Here is a 17740-nt window from a genome sequence, read left to right on the forward strand (position 1 = left end):
CCGCCACGCCCGATTCCATAACCGCATCGCAACCTCCTTCGCTTCGGGTGTTGCGACGACCGGTTGAATCCGCCCTGTTCGAGCCGATCAGCCCGAATAGTACATGTCGAACTCGACCGGATGCGGGGTCATCTCGAAGCGGGCGACTTCGGTCATCTTCAGGTCGATGTAGCTGTCGATGAAGTCGTCGTCGAACACGCCGCCGGCCTTGAGGAAGGCGCGGTCCTTGTCGAGGTTTTCAAGCGCCTCGCGCAAGCTGCCGCATACGGTCGGGATCTGCTTCAGCTCTTCCTTGGGCAGGTCGTAAAGGTCCTTGTCCATCGCCGGACCCGGATCGATCTTGTTCTTGATGCCGTCGAGGCCGGCCATCAGCATCGCGGCGAAGCCGAGATAGGGATTGGCGAGCGGATCGGGGAAGCGCACCTCGACACGCTTGGCTTTCGGCGAAGCGGTGTAGGGGATGCGGCAGGAGGCCGAGCGGTTGCGCGCGGAGTAGGCGAGCAGCACCGGGGCTTCATAGCCGGGGACCAGACGCTTGTAGGAGTTGGTCGACGGGTTGGTGAAGGCGTTGATCGCCTTGGCGTGCTTGATGATGCCGCCGATATAGTTGAGGCAGGTCTCGGAGAGGTCGGCATATTTGTTGCCGGCGAACACCGGCTTGCCGTCCTTCCAGATCGACTGATGCACGTGCATGCCCGAGCCGTTGTCGCCAAAGACCGGCTTCGGCATGAAGGTGGCGGTCTTGCCATAGATGTGGGCGACCTGGTGGATGCAGTATTTGTAGATCTGCAGATGGTCGGCCATCAGCGTCAGCGTGTCGAACTTCATGCCGAGCTCGTGCTGCGCGGAAGCGACCTCGTGGTGATGCTTCTCGACCTTGACGCCCATCTTGGCCATGGCGCCCAGCATCTCCGATCGCATGTCCTGGACGGAGTCCTGCGGCGGGACCGGGAAGTAGCCGCCCTTGGTGCGAATGCGATGTCCGAGGTTGCCGCCCTCATATTCGGTGTCGGTGTTGGTCGGGAGCTCCGAGGAGTCGAGCCGGAAGCCGGTGTTGTAGGGGCCGGAGGAGAAGCGCACGTCGTCGAACACGAAGAACTCGGCTTCGGGACCGACGAAGACGGTGTCGCCCACGCCCATCGACTTCACCATGGCTTCGGCCTTCTTGGCGATGCCGCGGGGGTCGCGGTTGTAGGGCTCGCCGGTGGTCGGCTCGAGCACGTCGCAGGTGATAACCATGGTGGTCTCGGCGAAGAACGGATCGATCGTCGCGGTCACCGGATCCGGCATCAGGCACATGTCGGACTCGTTGATCGCCTTCCAGCCGGCGATCGAGGAGCCGTCGAACATCGTCCCTTCGGCGAAGATGTCGTCATCGATCATGCTGACGTCGAACGTCACATGCTGCCACTTGCCGCGCGGATCGGTGAAGCGCAGGTCGACGTATTTGACGTCGTTGTCCTTGATCGATTTCAGGACGTCTTTGGCGGTCTTCATGCATACCCCTTTTGGCTCTGCGGGTCGGTTTCCAGATGAGCAAAATTATTCTCGCTTTCGGCGAGTTTTGCGCGACCGCATAAACGAAATCAGGCCGCCGAAGCAGCCTTATTTCCTGTCAGAGTGTCGCAAAATGCGGGATAGCACCCGGCTCAGATAGCGTCCAGCCCGGATTCGCCGGTCCGGATGCGGATCGCCTCTTCGATATTGGAGACGAAAATCTTGCCGTCGCCGATGCGCCCGGTCTGGGCGGCGCGGCGGATCGCGTCGATGGCGCGCTCGACCAGGTCGTCGCCGATCACGATCTCGATCTTCACCTTGGGCAGGAAGTCGACGATGTATTCTGCGCCGCGGTAGAGCTCGGCATGACCCTTCTGGCGGCCAAACCCCTTGGCTTCGGTCACCGTGATGCCCTGAAGGCCGACTTCCTGAAGCGCTTCCTTCACCTCGTCGAGCTTGAATGGCTTGATGATGGCTTCGATTTTCTTCACTGCGCGCCTCCCGGCCTTTCGAACAAATAGCAACGTCTTCGTCAGGATGCGCTTTTCTCAACGCAAGAGATTCGCTGTGCCGTGATCCCTGACCAGCCCGGCAACGACGGCCGGCCACACCCAGATAATGCCAGTGAGCACGACGAACCGAAGCGACTTCCTCGAAAGCAGGGTCTATGCCAAGTTGCAAATCCCCTGATTGTTGAAGCGTTATCAGCCTTTTAACGAGCATCTCGGATGGGTGGAGCCGACCGGCGCAAAATACCGCAGACTACGAAATAGGCAAACGGTCATTGTGTGTGCAGTCATCTGTTCCTTGTATCGGATCGGCACGGAAGATGCCTGTTGAAGAGGCGTTTGTACCAGAGAAGTGGCATGGAAGTTCTGACCAACGCTGAAATGCAGCGGGCCGACCAGCTCTCGATCGCGGCCGGCACGCCCGGGTTCAAGCTGATGCTGAGCGCCGGCCAGGCGGTCGCGGAAGCTGCGAACGCGCTGGTGGAGCAGGGGCCAATCCTGATCGTGGCCGGTCCCGGCAACAATGGCGGCGACGGCTTTGTCGCAGCCGCCGAACTCGCAGCCCAGGGGCGCGAGGTCTCGGTAATCCTGATGTGCGAGCGCGACCAGCTGCAGGGCGACGCGGCGTCTGCCGCGCGCGGCTGGAAGCATCCGGTGCTGCCGTTCACGCCGCAGGCGATCGGCAAGCCCGCGCTGATCATAGATGCGCTGTTCGGCGCCGGCTTGAGCCGTCCCCTCGACGGCGAGGCGCGTGCGATCATCGAGGCGATCAACTCCAACGGCGCGCCGGTGCTCGCGGTCGACCTGCCGAGCGGTATCAACGGCACCAGCGCGGCCGTGCTCGGCCTGGCGGTGAATGCCAGCGAGACCGTCACGTTCTTCCGCAAGAAGCCGGCGCATCTCCTGCTGCCGGGCCGGGTGCATTGCGGCCGCGTCCGCGTTGCCGATATCGGCATCGAGAGCCAGGTGCTCGACGAGATCGGGCCGCGGATCTTCGAGAATGATCTGGATTTCTGGGGCGCAGCCTTTCCGGTGCCGCGCATCGACGGCCACAAATACGCGCGAGGCCATGTGCTGGCGGTCTCGGGCGATGCTGCAGCAACCGGTGCGGCGCGGCTCGCTGCGCGGGGGTCCTTACGCGCCGGCGCGGGCCTGGTGACGCTGGCGAGCCCACGCGATGCGCTCGCGATCAATGCGGCCGCGCTGACCGCGGTGATGGTCCGCCCGGTCGATACCGCGGTCGAGTTCGGCGAACTGCTCGGCGACAAGCGTTACAACACCTGCATGATCGGACCCGGTGCCGGCATCGGCGACCGCACCTGCGATTTCGTCCACACGGCGCTTAACGCGCAGCGGCATCTCGTGCTCGATGCGGACGCGCTGACGAGCTTTGCCGCGAACCCCGAGCGCTTGTTCGAATCGATCAAGTCGTCGCACGACAATGCGGTGGTGCTGACGCCGCACGAGGGCGAGTTTCCACGGCTGTTCTCCGACCTCAGCAACAAACATCCGGGACGCTCGAAGCTCGAGCGCGTGCGCGCCGCCGCCGAACGCTCCGGGGCAGTGGTGCTGCTGAAGGGCCCCGACACCACGATCGCCGCGCCCGACGGCCGTGCCACCATCGCTGCCAACGCGCCGCCATGGCTGGCCACGGGCGGCGCCGGCGACGTGCTCGCCGGGATCATCGCCGGGCTGCTGGCGCAAGGCGTTCCGGCGTTCGAAGCCGCCAGCATCGGCGTCTGGATGCATGGCGAGGCGGCGAACGAAGCCGGCCCCGGCCTGATCGCGGAAGACCTGACCGAGACGCTGCCCGCCGTGCACCGGCGGATTTATGGTGCGCTGGGGGTGGAGTACTAGCCAGTGCTCAGGCAGCTCGGGCTCACTGATATGCGCGCGGCCGCGCAGGTCCATCGGGTCGCCTTCGACCAGGCGATGCCGTGGCTGGTCGGATTGCACACGCCGGACGAGGACAGCTGGTTCTACCGCGAGCGCGTCTTTCCGGCCTGCCGCGTGTGGGGACGCTTCGACCACGATGTGCTGAGCGGGATCATCGCTTTCCGCGAAGGCTGGATCGAGCAGCTTTACGTGCTTCCCATGGCCCAGGGCCGCGGCATGGGGAGTGAACTGCTCGATGTCGCGAAACAAGCCTGCGATCGGCTGGAGCTTTGGACCTTCCAGCGCAACGCGCGGGCGCGACGCTTCTACGAAGCCCACGGCTTCGCGCTGGTCGAGCAGACCGACGGGACGCGGAATGAGGAAAAGGAGCCTGACGCGCGCTATCTTTGGACACGCGCGGGCTGATGCTCACTCCACCGCGTACCAGCGCACCAGCCGCGGGGCGGCCCAGTCTGTCACCACGGATTCGATCAGCCATCGGCCGGGCGCGGTGGCCGCGAATGCAATGCGCTCGGTCTGGCCGGGCTCGATGGCGAGCGTGTCGAGCCAGTAGGGCTTCCAGCCGTCGTCGAGACGGTCGAGCAGGCGGAAATGGTGGCCGTGCAGGTGGAAGACGTTGGTGACCGGCCCCGGATTCTTGAGGGCCAGCACGACGGTGCGACCGGCCTTGGCGCGGAAGGCGGGGCTCGACGAGGTGGAGAAATTTGCAGGCCGGGTCCAGCCGCCATCGGGTGCGCCGAGCGCGACATCGAATCGCAGGGCGCCGCTTAGATCGAGCTTCTCGGGAAGTTCGTTCGAAGGCAGGGGCTGCGGCTCGAGCAGCGGAGCGCGCCGCTCTGACCAGCCGGTAACCGCGAGAGCGCCGATCTGGTGCGCCTCCTTGCCGTCATGCAGCAGGAATGGAGCCGATTTGGTCGTATCGACAAAGGCGTCGGCGCGCGCGCCGGGAGCCAGCATCAGGGCGCCATTGCGCGCCGGGAAGGGCTCGGCCGGCTGTCCGTCCATGGCCATCACGCGGACGTCGTGGTTTTCCAATTTTATCGCCAGGACAGTGCGTTGCGAGCCATTGATGAAGCGCAGCCGCAGCCGCTGATTGCCCAGCGCCGAGAGTTCGAATGAAGTCTGCCCGTTGATTGTATAGAGCGGGGTCGTGTCCTTCGGGTCGCGGCCCGGGGCAAGCGCGGTCCCGTCCGGCCGCAGCCGCCATTCCTCGATCAGCAGGACCTCGTCGCGATCGACCACGACGGGATTTGTCTCGGAGGCGATGATCGGAAGCGGGCGTGCGGGCTGCTTGAGGCCATCCTCGAAGAGGCGGAAGTCGGCCAGCAGGGTCCCCGCGCTAGGGATTGAAATGATTGATGTTTCGGTCGCGTCGGGCGGGGTTGGCGCACGTCCCCGCAGCGGGTCGCCCGCGGCGGCGCCATCGAGGCCGTACCAGACTGGCGCAAGCGGCACAGGCAAGTCGTTCCGAAAGACCACTTCGCAGCGGTCGCCCCGCTTGAGATGGACATTCCCGATATGGCTTACGGCGGCCAGCTCCCAGGTCGGCGTCGCCGCCTGACCCGGCCGCAGCGCCAGGGTCGCGGGGCGGGCCTGGAGGGCGAGCTGGGCGGTCGCGGGCGCCGTTGCGCCACCGCCAAGCAGCCCTGTCGCCGCAGCTCCCAGGCCAGCCAAAACCTCGCGTCGGGTGGGGGCAAAAATCTGCGCGCTCATGCTGCCGATGCGGACCACGGCGCGCTGGATAAGTCCAGCGGCCATGCCTACTTCAAGCTGGCGTCCACACGGGCATTTTTTTGCTGCGAACAGGCGGGCACATGCTATAAGCCCGCCGCCCGCGGCATCGCGGCCGGTCTTGATGCAAATTTACGCGGGCGTGGCGGAACTGGTAGACGCGCTGGATTTAGGTTCCAGTGACGAAAGTTGTGGGGGTTCGAGTCCCTCCGCCCGCACCAAGCGCTTTCAGCGTTTGCACGGATTACTGACGGGCCTGCTTCTGGCGGATGTTTTTCCGTCTGGGGCCGGGTCCGATGAACCCGCCGGCGCAGGGGCATTTGGCTTCGCGCGCCGGATCGATTGATGACAGCGTCCCGACGCATGCGTGCCGGGACCGAACGAGAAGAAGATTGGACGCCATGCAGGTCACAGAAACGCTCTCGGAAGGATTGAAGCACGAGTTCAAGATCAGCGTTCCCGCGTCTGATCTCGACGCCAAGGCTGGCGCGAAGCTCGTCGACCTCAAGGACAAGGTCCGCATCAACGGCTTCCGTCCCGGCAAGGTGCCGGTGACCCACCTCAAGAAGGTCTATGGCCGCTCGGTGATGGCCGAGACCATCGACCAGACCATCCGCGACACCAATACCCAGCTGTTCTCCGAGCGCGGCTTCCGCCTCGCGACCGAGCCGAAGATCACCATGCCGACCGAGCAGGCCGAGGTCGATGAGCTGCTCTTGGGCAAGTCCGACCTGACCTACACGGTCGCGATCGAGGTGGTGCCGTCGATTGCGCTCGCCGACTTCAAGGCCTTCAAGGTCGAGAAGCCGGTTGCCGACGTCTCCGACACCGATGTCGACGAGGCGATCAAGCGTATCGCCGATTCGAACCGCGGCTACGCGGCGAAGGCCGAGGGCGCGAAGGCCGAATCCGGCGACCGCGTCACCATCAACTTCAAGGGCTCCATCAACGGCGAAGTCTTCGAGGGCGGTACCGGCGAAGGCATCCAGGTCGTGATCGGCTCCAACACCTTCATTCCGGGCTTCGAGGAGCAGCTCACTGGTATTGGCGCCAACGAGACCCGCACGCTGAAGCTGGCGTTCCCCAAGAACTACACGAACGAGAAGCTCGCCGGGCAGCCGGCCGAGTTCGAGACCACCGCGACGCTGATCGAGGCGCCGCAGGACGTCGCGATCGACGACGAGTTTGCCAAGACGCTCGGTCTGGAATCGCTGGACAAGCTCAAGGAAGCCGCACGCGAGCGGCTGGCCGCCGAGTTCGCGGGTGCGACGCGCCAGCGCATCAAGCGCGCGCTGCTCGACCAGCTCGACGAGGCGCATCGCTTCGAGGCGCCGCCCTCGCTCGTCGACGAGGAGTTCAATCTGATGTGGAACTCGGTCAAGGCCGAGATGGACTCAGCCGGCAAGAGCTTCGCCGACGAGGACACCACCGAAGATGCCGCCAAGGAAGAGTACCGCAAGATCGCCGATCGCCGCGTGCGCCTCGGCCTCGTGCTTTCCGAGATCGGCGAGAAGAACAAGATCACCGTGACCGACGACGAGGTCGGCCGCGCCGTGATCGAGCGGGCGCGTTCGATGCCGGGCCGCGAGAAGGAAGTCTGGGATTATTACCGCAACAACGCCCAGGCGTTGGCCCAGCTTCGTGCACCGATCTACGAGGACAAGGTGGTCGACTTCATCCTCGAGCTCGCCGACGTGAGCGAGAAGAAGGTCTCGCGCGAGGAGCTCTACAAGGACGACGAAGCGGAAAAGACCGCCGCCTGAAGGCGTTGAGAAAGCTTTCCGTTAAGGATGATCAGCCAAGGGATCCAGCTAGCCAGGTGGCCGGCTGGGCCTCTTGGCGCGAATCAGTTTCAATCGCCGCTTGGATTAAGCCTTAATTCGTTCGGCACTTGTCTGGCGCGAATTGGGTTATATCTGTCGCTCCACCCTCTACCCAAGTTCCTGCATCACGGGACGTCCATCGGCCTTCCGGCAAATCCAGCCAGGAGACTGGCAGCCGAGACTGCGATGGTCGCGCCCGAAAAACCTAGGTGACTCATGCGCGATCCGGTTGAAACTTACATGAACCTCGTGCCCATGGTGGTCGAGCAGACCAACCGTGGCGAGCGCGCCTACGACATTTTCTCGCGCCTGCTGAAGGAGCGCATCATCTTCCTGACCGGGCCGGTCGAGGACGGCATGTCAACGCTGGTGGTCGCGCAGCTGTTGTTCCTGGAGGCGGAAAATCCGAAGAAGGAAATCTCGATGTACATCAACTCGCCGGGCGGCGTGGTGACGTCGGGGCTCGCCATCTACGATACGATGCAATTCATCCGCCCGCCGGTGTCCACGCTGTGCACGGGGCAGGCGGCCTCGATGGGTTCGTTGCTGCTCGCCGCCGGCGAGAAGGACATGCGCTTCTCGCTGCCGAACGCGCGCATCATGGTGCATCAGCCCTCCGGCGGCTTCCAGGGCCAGGCCACCGACATCATGCTTCACGCGCAGGAAATCCTGAACCTGAAGAAGCGGCTGAACGAGATCTACGTGAAGCACACCGGGCAGACCTACAAGGCGATCGAGGACGCGCTGGAACGCGACAAGTTCCTCACCGCGGCCGACGCCAAGGAGTTCGGCCTGGTCGACAAGGTCATCGACAAGCGCGCGGAAGAACCGGCGGGCGCGAAGAGCCCGTAGCACGACGGGACGCAACATCGATCCCGGGGAACACACGGTGAATTCCTGGGGATCGGGAGTTCGACGTTGACGTTAACGGCGCACTTCACACGGGGCGCAAAACGCGATTTTGCGCCCTGCGGCAGGCAGAAAGTTCCGCTTTCGTGCTTGTTTTTCGTGGTAATCCAGCAACGCCGGGGTGATTTCGATCACTTCGACCGTGCCAAGACCTGAAATCACGGTATTGTCACGGGTAGCCGGCGGCTCCCCGATTAGCGAATTCTTGATAGTCGGGTGACAGCATGGTTGGCTACGATTGATCGGCTATGATCGCGGAGAATCGAGCGACCGTGATTCGCACGGGATGTAACGCGTAGGGTCTTTTTTGGTACGGAATTTGCTCTATTTGAATAACTGTGCCGGCTGTCGTGCCGGAATAGGGCGATCGAGCGGACGGGATCGAACCGCGGACGGAGACATGAATGAGTAAAGTCGGCACGAGCGACTCCAAGAACACGCTGTATTGCTCGTTCTGCGGCAAGAGCCAGCACGAAGTCCGTAAACTGATCGCGGGTCCCACGGTCTTCATTTGCGACGAGTGCGTCGAGCTCTGCATGGACATCATCCGCGAGGAAAACAAATCCTCGCTGGTCAAGTCGCGCGACGGGATTCCGACGCCGAAGGAAATCTGCAAGGTGCTGGACGATTACGTGATCGGTCAGAGCCATGCGAAGAAGGTCCTGTCGGTCGCGGTGCACAATCACTACAAGCGCCTCAACCATCAGACCAAGCACAACGACGTCGAGCTCGCGAAGTCGAACATCCTGCTGATCGGTCCGACCGGCTCGGGCAAGACGCTGCTCGCGCAGACGCTCGCCCGCATCCTGGACGTTCCGTTCACGATGGCGGATGCGACGACGCTGACCGAAGCCGGCTATGTCGGCGAGGACGTCGAGAACATCATCCTGAAGCTGCTCCAGGCCGCCGACTACAACGTCGAGCGCGCCCAGCGCGGCATCGTCTATATCGACGAAATCGACAAGATCAGCCGCAAGTCCGACAACCCCTCGATCACCCGCGACGTGTCGGGCGAGGGCGTGCAGCAGGCGCTGTTGAAGATCATGGAAGGCACGGTGGCCTCGGTCCCGCCGCAGGGCGGCCGCAAGCATCCGCAGCAGGAATTCCTGCAGGTGGATACCACCAACATCCTGTTCATCTGCGGCGGTGCTTTCTCGGGCCTGGAAAAGATCATCTCGGCACGCGGCCGTTCGACCTCGATCGGTTTCGCTGCGCAGGTGCTCGCACCGGAAGATCGCCGCACCGGCGAAATCTTCCGTCATGTCGAGCCCGAGGATCTCCTGAAGTACGGCCTGATCCCCGAGTTCGTCGGCCGTCTGCCGGTCGTGGCGACGCTGGAGGATCTCGACGAGGCTTCGCTGAAGAAGATCCTGGTCGAGCCGAAGAATGCGCTGGTGAAACAGTACCAGCGTCTGTTCGAGATGGAGAACATCGAGCTGACCTTCGCCGACGAGGCGCTTGGCGCGGTCGCCCGCAGGGCGATCGAGCGCAAGACCGGTGCGCGTGGCTTGCGCTCGATCCTCGAAGCGATCCTGCTCGAGACCATGTTCGACCTGCCGGGCTTGGAAGGCGTGGAAGAAGTCGTGATCTCCCGCGAAGTCGTGGAAGGCACGGCGCGTCCGCTCTACATCTACGCCGATCGGTCCGATCGCGCCGTCGAGAACGCCAGCGCCTGAGCGGCGCTGGAACGCTCCAATCGTCCTGCGAATTAAGGCTGCGGAATGTATCTCCGCAGCCGGTGTTGCGTCGCTTATCCGCGTGCGTAAGCGCCTGATGGCGCGCGTCTTTCAATGACTTGACACCCCCCGGGTCGATAGCCACCTAATGTCGGCGGCGAGCGAGAATTCCCTTCAAGATTCGCCTCAGTTCCGATCCGGCAGGCCCGGTCCGCCCACGAATGGTAGACCGGTTTTGCGGATCAATACGGCACCTTGTGGCGGTTGCGCATGAGCAAGCGGACTGCGTGCGAGGGGGCAAAGCAAAAGGAAAAGGCCATGACCAATCCCAAACCCCGGCCAACCATCGTCCATGGCGAAACGCACGCTTATCCCGTGTTGCCGCTGCGCGACATCGTCGTCTTCCCGCATATGATCGTTCCGCTTTTCGTCGGCCGCGAGAAGTCGATCCGCGCGCTCGAAGAGGTGATGAGGAACGATGCGCTGATCATGCTCGCGACGCAGAAGAACGCGTCGGACGATGATCCAGCGCCCGATGCGATTTACGAGACCGGGACGCTTGCCAGCGTGCTCCAGCTCTTGAAGCTTCCCGACGGCACCGTGAAGGTGCTGGTCGAAGGGCTCGAGCGTGCGCGCGTGGAGAAGTACACCGATCGCGCCGAGTATTACGAGGCAACTGCAATTGCGCTCGCCGACACCGATGCGAAGTCGGTCGAGGCGGAAGCGCTGTCGCGCTCGGTCGTGTCGGACTTCGAGAGCTACGTGAAGCTCAACAAGAAGATCTCGGCCGAGGTCGTCGGCGTCGTGCAGGCGATCACCGATTTCGCCAAGCTCGCCGACACCGTTGCGTCCCACCTCGCCGTCAAGATCGCGGATCGCCAGGGCATCCTGGAGACGCTGTCGGTCACGCAGCGCCTGGAGAAGGTGCTGGGCCTGATGGAGAGCGAGATTTCGGTGCTCCAGGTCGAGAAGCGCATCCGCTCCCGCGTCAAGCGGCAGATGGAGAAGACCCAGCGCGAGTACTATCTCAACGAGCAGATGAAGGCGATCCAGAAGGAGCTCGGCGACGACGACGGTCGCGACGAGCTCGCCGATCTCGAAGAGAAGATCTCCAAGACCAAGCTCTCCAAGGAAGCGCGCGAGAAGGCGCAGCATGAATTGAAGAAGCTGCGCCAGATGTCGCCGATGTCCGCGGAAGCGACCGTCGTGCGCAATTATCTGGATTGGCTGCTGTCGATCCCGTGGAACAAAAAGTCCAAGGTGAAGAAGGATCTGGAAGCCGCGCAGGCGGTCCTGGATGCCGATCATTACGGGCTCGAGAAGGTCAAGGACCGCATCGTCGAGTATCTCGCGGTGCAGTCGCGCGCCAACAAGCTGACCGGGCCGATCCTCTGCCTGGTCGGACCTCCCGGCGTCGGCAAGACCTCGCTCGGCAAGTCGATCGCGAAGGCGACCGGACGAGAGTTCGTGCGCGTCTCGCTCGGTGGCGTGCGCGACGAGGCCGAGATCCGCGGTCACCGCCGCACCTATATCGGCTCGATGCCCGGCAAGATCATCCAGTCGATGCGGAAGGCCAAGTCGTCGAATCCGCTGTTCCTGCTGGACGAGATCGACAAGATGGGCGCCGATTTCCGCGGCGATCCGTCTTCGGCGCTGCTTGAGGTCCTCGACCCCGAGCAGAACGCGACCTTCAATGACCACTATCTCGAGGTCGACTACGATCTGTCCAACGTGATGTTCATCACCACCGCGAATACGCTCAACATTCCCGGCCCGCTGATGGACCGCATGGAGATCATCCGGATCGCGGGTTATACCGAGAATGAGAAGGTCGAGATCGCGCGCAAGCACCTGATCCCGAACGCGGTATCCAAGCATGGCCTGGATTCCAAGGAGTTCTCGATCGACGACGAGGCGCTGCTGCTTCTGATCCGCCGCTACACCCGCGAGGCGGGCGTGCGTAATTTGGAGCGTGAGCTTTCGACACTCGCCCGCAAGGCGGTGAAGGAGCTGATGATCTCCAAGAAGAAGTCGGTCAAGGTCACCGAGAAGACTCTGGAAGAGCTCCTGGGCGTGCCGAAGTATCGTTACGGCGAGATCGAGAGCGAGCCGCAGGTCGGCATCGTCACCGGCCTTGCCTGGACCGATGTCGGCGGTGAGTTGCTGACCATCGAAGGCGTCATGATGCCTGGCAAGGGCAAGATGACGGTCACGGGCAATCTGCGCGACGTGATGAAGGAATCGATCTCGGCGGCGGCGTCCTATGTCCGCTCGCGCGCGATCGTCTACGGCATCGAGCCGCCGCTGTTCGACCGCCGCGACATCCACGTGCACGTGCCGGAAGGCGCGACGCCGAAGGACGGTCCGTCCGCGGGCGTGGCGATGGCCACCGCAATCATCTCGGTCATGACCGGGATTCCGGTCCGCCATGATGTCGCGATGACCGGCGAGATCACGCTGCGCGGCCGCGTGCTGCCGATCGGCGGCCTCAAGGAGAAGCTGCTCGCCGCTGCCCGCGGCGGCATCAAGACGGTGCTGATCCCCGAAGACAACGCCAAGGATCTCACGGAGATTTCCGATGCGATCAAGGGCGGCATGGAGATCATCCCGGTCTCGCGCCTCGACGACGTCGTCGCCAAGGCGCTGGTGAAGAAGCCGGTGCCGATCGTCTGGGAAGAGGACACCAAGGTCACCGTGAAGCCGGACGGCGACGAAGCCGCCGGCGGCCTGACCGCTCACTGAGATCGCAGCTCGCAAAAGATGATAAAACGGCGCCTTCGGGCGCCGTTTTTGTTTTGGGCAGTTCTTTCTGGAGAACAGTTCTTTCTGGAGAACAGGGTCATGCAGATCGACGGGCAATGCCATTGCGGGCAGATCAGCTTCGAAGCCGAGATCGACCCCGAGGCGGTTTCGGTGTGCCATTGCACGGATTGCCAGACCCTGACGGGCTCGCCGTTCCGTGTGACCGCCGTCTGTTCCGGCGCCGACGTCAAACTGACCCGCGGTACGCCCACGATCTACGGCAAGCGCGGCGACAATGGCCGGATGCGCTTCCAGCACTTCTGCAGCCATTGCGGTTCTCCGCTGTTCACCAGCGGCGAGGGCGACCAAGCCGACGATTGGGGCATCCGCTGGGGTAGTGTCCGCCAGCGCGACGCCTTGCGGCCAAGCCGCCAGATCTGGTGCCAGTCGGCAGTGGTATGGATTGATGCGGTGCCGGGGCTGCCGAGGAAGCCGGGGGATTGATCCGGGGCCCCTGCAGGGAAGACCGCAGTATCCCGGATGTGCTCAACCTGGAAATTAGGACAGTGTGTTGGAACCTTTGTTCCTCTGGGAACTTGGACAGGTCCGGACCATCTCACTGCCTCCCGTCCGGACTGGAGTGCCGGCCCCAGCGTTCCAGCCCCCGCTGGGGCCGCTTCCACGCCCTTAGCCGATTTGAATTAGGTCAGTGCATCCGACGGTAATTGTCCGGATTCCCTCCATCATCGCAGTACCGCTATCGTGGCCTTCGCCGGGGCTGGCATTTCATCCCGAACAAGATTTCAACCGGCAAGGGGTCGCTGAAACGCGGCCCCTTCTGATTCCGACATGGTGGAGGACGGCTAAACTTCTCGCGCGAATCCGGCGGGACGGATCATCGAAAGCTGCGCCCGCTCTTGATGGACGCGGCCGCCCGTCCCGTCCACGTGCGGCTGCGGCCCCGAAGGTGATTTTGGGGGCTGGCGTGGCAGCATCATGCGCGAGGAATGGTGGGCGGTGCAGGGATCGAACCTGCGACATCTTCGGTGTAAACGAAGCGCTCTACCGCTGAGCTAACCGCCCCGACGGCGCCTCTTTAGCGCTCCGGCGGGGGGAGGGGCAAGGGGGCGATCGGTAGCGCAGACCGCGCCTGATTTTGACCGCTTGAGCGGCTTTCGACATGGTATCACCGCCCGTGAAAGCGAAAGAGGGTTTGATGCAACAGCCAAGCGGACACGAACTCAACGCCGATCAGATCGCCTATTGGAACGGGCCGAGCGGACAGCGCTGGGCCGACCGCCACAAGGTGCAGGAGACGTTGCTCGGACCGATCGCGGACGTCCTGATCGATCGCGCCAGGCCGAAGCCGGGCGAGCGCGTGATCGACGTCGGCTGTGGCTCCGGCGCGACCACGGTCGCGTTCGCGAAGGCTGTCGCGCCTGATGGCTTCGCGCTCGGACTCGATGTCTCCGATCCGATGCTGTCGCAGGCGCGTGCGTTTGCGCCAAAGGGCCTGCCGCTCGATTTCATGCTGGCGGACGCGACAGTGCATCCGTTCGAGCCGGCGAGCTTCGATCTGCTGGCCTCCCGCTTCGGCGTCATGTTCTTCGCCGATCCGATCGCGTCCTTCACGAATCTCCGTCGCGCGCTGAAGTCGACGGGACGGCTTGCCTTTGTCTGCTGGCGCGAGCCGAAGGAAAATCCCTGGATGATGACGCCGCTGATGGCGGTCTACAAACACGTCCCGAAAATGCCGCCGATCGGGCCGGAAGAGCCGGGCCCGTTCGCCTTCGCATCCGAAGAGCGGGTAATGCGCATCCTGAAAGGTGTCGGCTTCGTCGACGTCGCGATGGAGCCGCACAATCTCCCGATGGATATCGCAATCGGCGGCGGGCTCGATGCCGCCGTCGATGGCGCGCTCCAGATCGGCCCGGCCAGCCGCGCGCTGCAAGGCCATCCGCCCGAAACCTACGAGGCCGCCAAGGCATCCATCCGCGAGACGCTCGCGCCGTTCCTCAAAGGGGACTCGGTAGCGTTACCGGGCGCGATCTGGATCGTGACGGCGAGGGTGGCGTAGGCGCGATTGCGGTAGTCGGTGCCTCACACTCAGTGTCGTCCCGGCGAAGGCCGGGACCCATAACCACAAGGAGCAGTTGTCGCACGAAGTTGGCAACTCCGAGTCTTCGCTAAACCACTCCCTGTGGTTATGGGTCCCGGATCTACGCGCGCTTTGTGCGCGCTTGTCCGGGACGACAGCAGAGATTGAGGCTACGGGTGCAAACGAGCCCTCACACCACATCATCCGGCGCGAGCGCGCAGCCATTGTCGGGGTGGGTCTCCACCTGAAGCGTGGTGTGGCCGATGCGGAAGGAGGTCTTCAGCAGCCGCGCCGTCTCGATCAGAAACGCGTCCCCTGTGGTGCCGTCGGGCATCACGAGGTGACAGGTCAGCGCCGTCTCGGTGGTCGAGATCGGCCAGACGTGGAGGTCGTGGATCCCCGAGACGCCGGGGCGCTCGAGCAGAAACGCCTTGATGGCGGCAAGGTCGGTGCCGCGCGGTGCTGCCGCCATCGACATGTCGATGGAGCCGCGGAGCAGGCTGGTCGTGCTCCAGAGGATGGCAGCGCAGATGACGAGGCTGGTGACCGGATCGAGCCAGAGCCAGCCGGTCCAGATGATCAGCGCCGCCGAAACCACCACGCCAAGCGAGACCGCGGCATCGGCCGCCATGTGCAGATAGGCGCCTTCGATGTTGATGTCGTCCTTGCGTCCGCGCGCGAACAGCATGGCGGTGAAGCCGTTGACGAGGATGCCGATGCCGGCGACCACCATCACGGTGACGCCCGCGATCGGCTCCGGCTCGCGCAAGCGCAGGATCGCCTCCCAGCCGATCGCCCCGGTCGCGACCAACAGGAACACGGCGTTCGCCAGCGCCGCCAGGATGGTCGAGGCGCGCAGGCCATAAGTGAAGCGGCCGCTCGGTGCGCGCCGCGCCGCGATCGAGGCGCCCCAGGCCACGATCAGGCCGAGCACGTCGCCGAGATTGTGGCCGGCATCCGCAAGCAGCGCGGTGGAGTTGCCGATATAGCCGTAGACAGCCTCGGCCGCGACCAGCGCTGTGTTGAGCGCAATGCCGATCGCGAACGCTCCGCCGAAACTGGCCGGCGCATGGACATGCGCGTGGCCGGAATCATGACCATGGTCGTGGTGGTGACCATGATCATGCGCGTAGCCGGCATGGTCATGATGACCGTGATGGTCGTGGCTGCCCAATTCGAGCGCTCCCCGGAAGCTGCCAAATCAGGCGCCATTGTAGGCGTTTCGCGCGCCCCGTCACGCGGTGCGATTGCTACGTCTCTGGACCGGTTGCCGCAGCAGCAGCGCCTCGCTTGCGACCGCTGTCATTGTCGCACGATGACGTCCCGTGCGCGGCGAATGTCTGGATCGTCATCTGCGCGCACCGATTCCGGAGCCGCGCAGCTATCGCCGCGCTCGACCGTAATGGCGGCGCGGCAGCCCGCTTCCCTGGCGCGCTCCAGCCATTTGATGGCCTCGTCGATCCATTGGTCGTGGTTCTCGGGATCGGCGAGGGCCTTTTCCCGGAATGCATCCGCCTGTTGCAAGCAGGCCGTTCTGCGATCCACGCGGCTCTCCCGATCTGGAGGATCCGCCCCGATCGCATCTTGGATGATCCCGTCGTCCGCGTCGTTAACATGGGACAAGCCAGGAAACTCCCCCAAGGAACAGGCCAAAGAAATCGTGATGGCGACGCAACGCACGGAAAGGCCCCAGCTCCGGGGCTGACCGGCTGGGGCCTTTTGTGCTCACAATCTTCATCCTTGGGACTTGAGCAGATAATTCGCATCCCGCAGGTTCGTTCCCGCGCGGATGCAGAAATTGGAACGTTCGTCACTCCTCCTGATTAGCCGACCAGGAGTTTCGAGGAGGACGGACTATGGACGGACTGATCTATCTCATCGGCTTGATCGTCGTGATCATGGCGATCTTGTCGTTCTTCGGCCTGCGCTGAGAGAACCGCGATGACAATGGAAACGCTTGTGCGGGAAGATGTCATGGAAGGCGGCATGGCAGCCGCCGGGGAGGGCCGGAGCATTCAGTGGAGCTCTATCTTCGCCGGTGCTCTCGCGGCCGGCGCGATGTCCTTCATTCTGATCGGCTTTGGCGTCGCTATCGGCCTCGGTGTCAGTTCGGCCTCGCCGACCTGGCGCGATGCTTCGGCGGCGCTGGCGCTGTTGTCGGGGCTGTATCTGATCCTTCAGGCGATCATCAGCTTCGGGTTCGGCGGTTATATCGCTGGCCGTACGATGCGACCGGAGCCCGCGCTCGCAACCATCGAGGAGGACGGCGAGCGGCGGGACGGGGTTCATGGGCTGATGTCATGGGCGCTCGCCGTGCTGATCGGCGCGGCGCTGCTGGCGATCCTGGGCGCGTCCGCGATCGACCGTTCACCGGCGCGCAGCTCGACCAGCAACGCGACGTCCCCCGAGCCGCTGTTGAGCTATGAGCTCGACAAGCTGTTCCGCGCGCCGCGGCGGCCGCCCAACACCGACATGCGGGAGGCCCGCGCCGAGGCCGGACGCATCCTGATGACATCGTCCAGCCATAGCGGCCTCGGCAGTGATGACCGAACCTATCTGGTGCAGCAAGTTGCCACGCTGACCGGATTGGCGGCGCCCGATGCAGAGCGGCGGGTCGACACGGTGATTGCGGAGTCCAAGGCGGCAATCGACCGCGCGCGCCGCAATTCGATCATCGTCGCTTTCTCGGTCGCGGTGGCGACCCTGATCGGGGCCGTGGTGGCGTGGGCCGCGGCCGTCGCCGGCGGGCGGCATCGCGACGGCGAGCCGTTGCCGAACTGGATGGCGAGTTCAAATCGCTTCCATCGCAATCCTCGCGTGATGCCGGTGCCGTAACGCCCACGAAATGGCCGGGAGCAA

14 protein-coding genes and 2 tRNA genes are annotated in these 17740 nt (G+C 63.8%); 10 read left to right on the forward strand and 6 right to left on the reverse strand.

The window, feature by feature from the left end:
- Positions 1 to 87 precede the first annotated feature (87 nt).
- Positions 88 to 1497 (reverse strand): type I glutamate--ammonia ligase, encoded by a 1410-nt coding sequence (glnA, locus tag AC0L2O_RS09390; protein WP_473369526.1) that lies wholly within the window; start codon positions 1495 to 1497, stop codon positions 88 to 90.
- Positions 1498 to 1649: 152 nt separating this feature from the next.
- Positions 1650 to 1988 (reverse strand): P-II family nitrogen regulator, encoded by a 339-nt coding sequence (locus AC0L2O_RS09395; RefSeq protein ID WP_007603495.1) that lies wholly within the window; start codon positions 1986 to 1988, stop codon positions 1650 to 1652.
- A gap of 375 nt (positions 1989 to 2363) precedes the next feature.
- Between AC0L2O_RS09395 and AC0L2O_RS09400 the strand changes: the two genes are divergently transcribed.
- Both AC0L2O_RS09400 and AC0L2O_RS09405 read left to right on the forward strand, forming a co-directional pair.
- Positions 2364 to 3863 (forward strand): NAD(P)H-hydrate dehydratase, encoded by a 1500-nt coding sequence (locus tag AC0L2O_RS09400; RefSeq protein WP_473369527.1) that lies wholly within the window; start codon positions 2364 to 2366, stop codon positions 3861 to 3863.
- Positions 3864 to 3866: 3 nt separating this feature from the next.
- Complete coding sequence (locus AC0L2O_RS09405) at positions 3867 to 4307, forward strand: GNAT family N-acetyltransferase (RefSeq protein ID WP_473369528.1); 441 nt, start codon at positions 3867 to 3869, stop codon at positions 4305 to 4307.
- Positions 4308 to 4310: 3 nt separating this feature from the next.
- On the opposite strand, the gene AC0L2O_RS09410 is transcribed toward AC0L2O_RS09405, so the two are convergent.
- On the reverse strand, positions 4311 to 5615 hold the full coding sequence (locus AC0L2O_RS09410) for a multicopper oxidase family protein (RefSeq protein WP_473369714.1): 1305 nt from the start codon (positions 5613 to 5615) through the stop codon (positions 4311 to 4313).
- Positions 5616 to 5769: 154 nt separating this feature from the next.
- On the opposite strand from AC0L2O_RS09410, the gene AC0L2O_RS09415 reads away from it, so the two are divergent.
- The 6 genes from AC0L2O_RS09415 (at position 5770) to AC0L2O_RS09440 (ending at position 13287) form a co-directional block, all read left to right on the forward strand.
- Positions 5770 to 5854, forward strand: a tRNA-Leu gene (locus tag AC0L2O_RS09415).
- A 180-nt stretch (positions 5855 to 6034) separates the two neighbouring features.
- Positions 6035 to 7396 (forward strand): trigger factor, encoded by a 1362-nt coding sequence (gene tig / locus AC0L2O_RS09420; protein ID WP_473369529.1) that lies wholly within the window; start codon positions 6035 to 6037, stop codon positions 7394 to 7396.
- Positions 7397 to 7672: 276 nt separating this feature from the next.
- Positions 7673 to 8308, forward strand: coding sequence for an ATP-dependent Clp protease proteolytic subunit (locus AC0L2O_RS09425; protein WP_369723359.1), 636 nt, complete (start codon positions 7673 to 7675; stop codon positions 8306 to 8308).
- Between the two features lie 461 nt (positions 8309 to 8769).
- The gene (clpX, locus tag AC0L2O_RS09430) at positions 8770 to 10041 is read left to right on the forward strand and encodes an ATP-dependent Clp protease ATP-binding subunit ClpX (RefSeq protein WP_045014137.1); all 1272 of its coding nucleotides are present in this window, start codon (positions 8770 to 8772) and stop codon (positions 10039 to 10041) included.
- A gap of 318 nt (positions 10042 to 10359) precedes the next feature.
- Positions 10360 to 12783: an endopeptidase La gene (lon, locus tag AC0L2O_RS09435; RefSeq protein ID WP_473369530.1), complete on the forward strand. Its 2424-nt coding sequence runs from the start codon at positions 10360 to 10362 to the stop codon at positions 12781 to 12783.
- A 99-nt stretch (positions 12784 to 12882) separates the two neighbouring features.
- Positions 12883 to 13287, forward strand: a complete 405-nt coding sequence (locus AC0L2O_RS09440; protein WP_473369531.1) for a GFA family protein — start codon at positions 12883 to 12885, stop codon at positions 13285 to 13287.
- A gap of 504 nt (positions 13288 to 13791) precedes the next feature.
- Here the strand turns inward: AC0L2O_RS09440 and AC0L2O_RS09445 are convergent.
- A tRNA-Val gene (locus AC0L2O_RS09445) sits at positions 13792 to 13866 on the reverse strand.
- Between the two features lie 133 nt (positions 13867 to 13999).
- Here AC0L2O_RS09445 and AC0L2O_RS09450 point away from each other — a divergent pair.
- On the forward strand, positions 14000 to 14860 hold the full coding sequence (locus tag AC0L2O_RS09450; RefSeq protein ID WP_473369532.1) for a class I SAM-dependent methyltransferase: 861 nt from the start codon (positions 14000 to 14002) through the stop codon (positions 14858 to 14860).
- A 211-nt stretch (positions 14861 to 15071) separates the two neighbouring features.
- Here the strand turns inward: AC0L2O_RS09450 and AC0L2O_RS09455 are convergent, their stop codons facing one another.
- Both AC0L2O_RS09455 and AC0L2O_RS09460 read right to left on the reverse strand, forming a co-directional pair.
- Positions 15072 to 16055: a cation diffusion facilitator family transporter gene (locus tag AC0L2O_RS09455; RefSeq protein WP_369723363.1), complete on the reverse strand. Its 984-nt coding sequence runs from the start codon at positions 16053 to 16055 to the stop codon at positions 15072 to 15074.
- Between the two features lie 128 nt (positions 16056 to 16183).
- Positions 16184 to 16426 carry a hypothetical protein gene (locus AC0L2O_RS09460; RefSeq protein ID WP_473369533.1) on the reverse strand — a complete coding sequence of 81 codons (243 nt, stop codon included), beginning with the start codon at positions 16424 to 16426 and terminating at the stop codon, positions 16184 to 16186.
- A 396-nt stretch (positions 16427 to 16822) separates the two neighbouring features.
- Between AC0L2O_RS09460 and AC0L2O_RS09465 the strand changes: the two genes are divergently transcribed.
- Complete coding sequence (locus AC0L2O_RS09465) at positions 16823 to 17716, forward strand: hypothetical protein (protein ID WP_473369534.1); 894 nt, start codon at positions 16823 to 16825, stop codon at positions 17714 to 17716.
- The last annotated feature ends 24 nt before the right edge of the window (positions 17717 to 17740 follow it).

This window comes from Bradyrhizobium sp. Kon10 (genome assembly GCF_055807395.1).